5 protein-coding genes are annotated in these 5,810 nt (G+C 55.1%); 1 reads left to right on the top strand and 4 read right to left on the bottom strand.

Translation table 11 applies throughout. The features are described 5' to 3' along the window. Positions 1-408: 408 nt before the first annotated feature. On the bottom strand, positions 409-882 hold the full coding sequence (locus tag ACF8AM_RS06840) for a DsrE family protein (RefSeq protein ID WP_392554908.1): 474 nt from the start codon (positions 880-882) through the stop codon (positions 409-411). A gap of 379 nt (positions 883-1,261) precedes the next feature. Here ACF8AM_RS06840 and ACF8AM_RS06835 point away from each other — a divergent pair, with 379 nt between their 5' ends. After that, positions 1,262-1,741 carry a universal stress protein gene (locus ACF8AM_RS06835; protein WP_392554907.1) on the top strand — a complete coding sequence of 160 codons (480 nt, stop codon included), beginning with the start codon at positions 1,262-1,264 and terminating at the stop codon, positions 1,739-1,741. Positions 1,742-1,782: 41 nt separating this feature from the next. Here the strand turns inward: ACF8AM_RS06835 and ACF8AM_RS06830 are convergent, their stop codons facing one another. The 3 genes from ACF8AM_RS06830 to ACF8AM_RS06820 form a co-directional block, all read right to left on the bottom strand. Then, complete coding sequence (locus ACF8AM_RS06830; RefSeq protein WP_392554906.1) at positions 1,783-3,450, bottom strand: ABC1 kinase family protein; 1,668 nt, start codon at positions 3,448-3,450, stop codon at positions 1,783-1,785. Between the two features lie 42 nt (positions 3,451-3,492). Beyond that, complete coding sequence (locus ACF8AM_RS06825; RefSeq protein WP_392554905.1) at positions 3,493-3,906, bottom strand: hypothetical protein; 414 nt, start codon at positions 3,904-3,906, stop codon at positions 3,493-3,495. 536 nt (positions 3,907-4,442) lie between these two features. Next, on the bottom strand, positions 4,443-5,810 hold a 1,368-nt coding region (locus ACF8AM_RS06820), incomplete at its 5' end, for a CRTAC1 family protein (protein WP_392554904.1).

The raw sequence follows: 5,810 nt of genomic DNA, 5'->3' as shown, positions 1-5,810 counted from the left end.
CCGTACAAAAACACCCACGGCAAAAGAAACAGTCCGACATAGAGATGAACTCGCCGCAGAAACATCAGCACTTTGCTGCGGGCTTTTCGTGAACGGCGAATCGGTTTTGATGCGGGGAGATCGTTGGAATTCATTCAAATGTCACTTGGGAGTGTCGCATCGTTTGGCGTGCGACCGAAGCGGGGTGAGCAAGATGGCGGAACGCTGCTCGCCACTCTTCAAAGCGTCAAAAGATCGCTCTGGCAAGCCGTTTCCCCAGAAGGTTGTCCAGCGACTCCCAAAATGCAAGCCGGGACCAAACGTCCAGGTCCTTGGTGGAACGCATCTCGATGCAACTAAGATGGACCACCGTTAACAGCGATCTCCCTGCCGAATTGCAGCGCTCAAGCTCGTCGGTCCAGCAGCGGATCAGTAGTCCATGACTTTGTCGGCTTCGATCAGCAGTTTGCCAAGCATCGGAAGTGTCGCGATGTCCGCATTGCGTTTGAGACCGGGATCGGTGATGTGCGCTGACTTGGCACAGTGAGGGCAGACAAGCACTTTGCCTCCGCCGGCAGCGAACTTCTCGTACAACTCTGCCAACGATGGTGAATCAGGTCCCCAATTGAACTTCAGTTCTTGTTTTCGTTCCGCGATTCGGACACCCTCCAAGTCAACAAACAGGGTCACGTCGGCGCCATAGTCTTGCATCAGGTTGGCAACTTTCACAGCCATGAAGCAGCGATGCAGATCATCGGTGAAGTGAGACAGATGGACGACCACCTTTTGTCCGCTGCCATCGATCTTGGCATTGTCTTCCGCGTTGGCCGTTGGACCAGCCGAAGCGGCGATGACGGCGACTGCGACCAAACCGACGCGAAGCATTTGTTTTGTAAGCGACATGACTGCACTCCTGTTTTTGTTTGAGTTGGAACCGTTGGGTATCCAAGAGGGATGGCAAACCTCATGCCGCGAACACAGTCGGATGTGAATCTGGTATCGGTAGTGTTTCGGCATTTGAATCGTTTTGCCAAACGTCTTTGCTCCCACGTGCAACCAGAAGAAAAACGCCCCGACGGATCACGTTCTTTTGACTGTTCTTTGCGCATCGGCTGACACAGACGCTTGCAAACGCATGTGTGCATCCATGGACATGTTGGGCGCCGAGTGCACATTGTCCTGTGTCGTTTTGGTGGTGTTATGATTTGGTATTGGAACTGCATCGGAGCCTCCGGTATCCCGGCGTCATTCGACCGGATCACTTTGTAAAGGAAGTCACAGCATGAACTACTTTGGAAACAGCAAAATTTTGGTTCCGGTCGACTTCTCTGACGAATCCAAGGACGCAGTTGAAACGGCGGTCAAGATCGCCGGGAAGAACGAGAACGTGTTCGTCTTGCATGTGGTCGATCCCGCCCAACTGTACGGCTTGGACGACAACGGCGGCTACGAATTGGGAGGCGGAATGGCTGGCGGAACATTCAATTGGGAAGGAGCCGCCAAGGTGGATGCTGAACACGAGGTGTCGGCAATGAAGGAAATGAAAGAGTCCTTTCACGCCGCTGAATTCGATGGGATTCAGCTCTTCACGGCGGTGGACAGCCCTACCGAAGGCATCCCTCGATTCGCCGCCGATCACAAGATCGATTTGATCGTGATGCCGTCACACGGTCGTAGCGGAGTGAAACGCTTGCTGCTGGGATCCGTGGCAGAACACGTCGTCCGTGCAGCACACTGCCCGGTTTTGATTCTGCGACGGTGAGTGTGCGCCGCGGTCATGGGCGTGCTTCCACATAACGGATTCTATCTCACTCTGGAGATTTGCCAGGTGAGTCTCACGCCCATGAAGACCGCAAGCGAACACCCGAGCAAACCTGGGACGGAGACGCCGAACAACTGAGGCGACACACCACTGCTCCAAAGCGAAGCGGAACCGACAAACAACGCGGCAGTCAAAATTCCCATGACCAGTCGATTGACGACGGGTTCCAGACGACGGTGTTGAAGATGAACGTCAAAGTTGCCCTGTTTCAAACTGTGGAGCACATCGGCCAAGTCCTTTGGAAGAATGCTGAGGAAATGCTCCCACTCATTCACCCGCGATTTCATGCGTTCGTAAACACGCCGGGGTGACAACCGTCGACTCATCGCTTGTTGCCCGTAAGGTTGCAACAGTTCCGCGAGACTGAAATCAGGGTTCAGTTGATGTGCAGTGCCTTCGAGCATTGCCAGGACTTTGAGAAGCATGGCGACTTTGGCGGGCAAGTAGATGTGATGCTCGCGAATGATTCGAATGACGTCTTGCAGGCACGCGGTAACGTCAAAGTCACGCAGGTTTTGGTCGGCGTAATCATCCAGCATGTCTTGAATTTCTGAGACCAAAGCGGGCTCATCGAAATCCATTGGGACCTGTCCTAAACGCACGACAATCTCGGTGATGCTCGCCGCATCGCTGGTCACCGACGCGATCAAGGCGGCTTCCAAGTCGTCCCGCAGACCGCTGTCGATGCGACCGACCATTCCACAATCGAGAATCCCGACTCGAGGTGGGCAATTGGGCTGATCCGGTTGAGGTTCGCTCGGAAGGATCATTAGGTTTCCTGGGTGCGGATCAGCGTGGTAGAAACCATCCCGGAAAATCATGTCAAGGAACACGGTCGCGCCGCACATCGCGACCGCCGTCAGATCGGCACCGGACGATTCCAAAGCCTCCTTGTCAGAGACGCTGACCCCTTGAAGGCGTTCCATCGTGAGAACCCGACGGGAACTCAGTTTGGGATACGGCGTTGCGAAGTGGACCTTCGGTTCGTCCGCGAAGTTCTTTTGAAACCGAGTCATGTTCTTCAGTTCGCGATGGAAATCCAATTCCCGAATCAACGATCTTTGGAACTCTCGAATGGTTTCAACGGGGCGATATTGCTGCAGTCGCGTGGATTGTTGTTCGGCAATTTCTGCCAGTTTTTGCATGATCTGCAAATCATTGACGATCCGCCGTTCGATGCCGGGATGTTGAACCTTGACGACGACGTCCAATCCATCGAGCGTGGTCGCCCGGTGAACCTGTCCGATCGAAGCGGAAGCCATGGCGACTGGATCGAACCATGAGAAGAGTTCGTCAATGCTAGCTCCCAGTTCGGTCTCGATCATCGCAATGACCGCGTCGGGAGGGTCGCTGGGCGTATTGGCTCGAAGTTGTGCAAACTCGCGCGCCAGTTCGGGACCCACCAAATCTTCGCGTGTACTGAGAACTTGTCCAAGTTTGATGAAGGTGGTTCCCAGGTCCGTCATTGCGACGCGAATGCGCTGCGGGGTGGTGAGTGATTCGTCATCACGTCCCACTCGCAAACGCTCACGCCAAACCGACGGAACTCCTGAAATCCAGTCTGCCAACCCGTGGCGGGCGAGAGTCGTGACGACCTCGCGAAAACGATCCGCGTTGCGAATCAGTTGCGGGACTTCGATCAGTTCCATCGGTTCGATTCATTCTTTCATTCGACTCTCCGCCGTGAGGTTTTAAACCGCCGCGTCGAGAGTGGCCTTGAGCATCGCGATGTGTGCCATCACGGTGTGGTGGTGTTTTTTCATGCGTTCATGAGCGTCACGCAAGTGTTGATGACGCGTGGCTTCCTTGACGTGTTCCGCTGTGGAATGTGCCGAGGGTTCGGTTTCATTTTTGAAATCAGCGGCGACGACGTGCTCGTGCTGCAGTGTAGCGGCTTCGTGCGAATCGAGTTGGTCCACATGATTTTCGAGTGCCGCAGCGTGCTCGGTCAGTCGTTCAGCGATGCGGTTGAGTTCTTTCAACGCGTTTTGATGACCTTGTTGCCAAATTTCGATGTCATCGCGCCACATCGAGACATCGCTTTCCCACTGACGATGGTCGTGGTGCATGGCTTCATCTTTGATCATTACGTCTGACTTGGACATGGGTGTGCTCCTTGAAGCAGGTTGAAGTGACACCCGTGTACTTTGCACGTGCTGTGCCGATTGCACGGAGACCGTCCAAAATTGCATGCATGTTGTCACCGGAGAGTGAACAAGAGCCCGAACTGATTTGCAGTCGCTGCATGTTAGAGGCAGGCAGTTTTCTGCCTTTGAGAACCTCTCCCAAAAACGAAGTTTTGGGGGGAAGGTGTGCGACGCCTTGGCTTCAGTCGCGGAGCGACGGCTTTTGGCAGTGAGTTCAGATCCACTTGTGTCCGCTCGGGATGTTCGAAAAATGGATGGTGGCTGACGTCTGGGGTTCGCCCCGGATGGGGCCGTCGTGGGAGTTGGGGCAGTCCCTCGCTGACGCGTCGGGTTGTGATGGGGGCCTTGGCTGACTCGGACGGGCAGGAGTGCTTATCCGCCATGCGTTGAAACGTCGTTGAGGCCTGAGTCGACGAGCCGTCACCATGGACACTGCTGTCACTGCACTCAAAAACTGCACGACTTGGTTGATGACGATGGTGGCGGAGGCCACTTCAACGAGTGTGCAATCGCGAGGCGTTCTCGATGACGAGGTAGCGTTGATTGGCGGGGACGTTTTCGAATGTCTGAACCGTGCCGCTGGGCCACTGAACCTGGATTTGCTGTGCGACATCGCAATCCGCCAACCCGAATTCCAGCACGGCCTCGTCGGTGCAAAGGTAGCCGTCGCCAGCGGTGACCCAGTCAGCCTGGACGCCGTGTCGGGCTTGTACAGTGACCCGGGCTCCAATCGCATCTCGTTCACTCAGCACGCCGACCAGCTCGAGTTGCAATCCGTGACCGAGCAACCCGCTGCTGAATTCCAGAAGCGACGACGGGTGATCGAGGTGTGTGACCAACAAGTCCATTTTCCTGTCTTGATTCCAATCCAGTTTTGCCAAACCGCGTCCCAGGTACAATCCCGCCATGTAGCTCGACGGATCGTGCGTGCTCACCGCGTCGAAGCGATCCTTTTGATTGTGCATCAGCAGCGGCTGTTGACGAAACGGTTCGCCGAGATGTCGTTGATCGGCGATGTGGCCATTGGTTGTCATCAGATCCAACCAACCGTCGCGATCCACATCGAGACTTTTGGATCCGAAACCGACGTTGGACTTGCTCAGTGCGGGCAACTGATAGCTTGGCGAGGCATCACGAAACGTACCGCTTTCGCTTTGCAAAAATAGATTGTCGTATTCGCCATAGAAATTGCTGACGTGCATGTCGAAACGACCATCCCGGTTGAAGTCCCCGGTCGCGATTCCCATGCAAGCGTTCGAGCGACCAAAACGACCGCTGGCAACGCCCTGAATGCTGGCGATGTCCTTCCAAGGATGGAGCTTGGACTTGAAGAAATGATTGGGGCGGGCATCGTTGCCGACGTAGACCTCGTTGCCTTCCTGCCCATCCATGTCCGTGATCACAATTCCCAATCCTGTCCCCGGTTTGGCAGTGGAAGTTGGGATTTCACGGCCAAAACAGCGTCCTTTCCCGTCGCAGCGGTACCAATGATCTGCTTCAGGCGGTTGGCTGAGCGGACCCTCGAGCAACTCCCGTCCATTTGCATCGTACGATGGTGGGGCAAACGCATCCTTCAGACCGATGTAGTTGACCTCATACAAATCCGGTATGGCATCTCCACTGAGGTCCGCGATTGCCATCGACGAGGTGAACCGGTTGCCTTGTCCGAGCATCAATTCCGAGCCGTCTTGGAAGGTTCCGTCGCCGTTGTTGAGTAGCAACCGATTCAGTCCAATGTTTCCGATCAGCAAATCGGGCCATCCGTCTTGATTGATGTCTCCCACACTGATGCCTTGGGAGTATCCGTGATCTTCGCTGTGGCTTTGTTTTTCAGTGGAAACAAAACGCTCCCCGAGATTGCG

Source organism: Rhodopirellula sp. JB055, from assembly GCF_043100905.1.
Taxonomy (GTDB): domain Bacteria; phylum Planctomycetota; class Planctomycetia; order Pirellulales; family Pirellulaceae; genus Rhodopirellula.
The sequence above is the reverse complement of the archived record's forward strand: the minus strand, read 5'-3'. Positions and strand labels throughout refer to the sequence as shown.

Excerpts from the sequence above, each read along its gene's own strand:
- ACF8AM_RS06840 (WP_392554908.1), bottom strand. The coding sequence starts at position 882 with ATGTCGCTTACAAAACAAATGCTTCGCGTCGGTTTGGTCGCAGTCGCC.
- ACF8AM_RS06835 (WP_392554907.1), top strand. The coding sequence starts at position 1,262 with ATGAACTACTTTGGAAACAGCAAAATTTTGGTTCCGGTCGACTTCTCT.
- ACF8AM_RS06830 (WP_392554906.1), bottom strand. The coding sequence starts at position 3,450 with ATGGAACTGATCGAAGTCCCGCAACTGATTCGCAACGCGGATCGTTTT.
- ACF8AM_RS06825 (WP_392554905.1), bottom strand. The coding sequence starts at position 3,906 with ATGTCCAAGTCAGACGTAATGATCAAAGATGAAGCCATGCACCACGAC.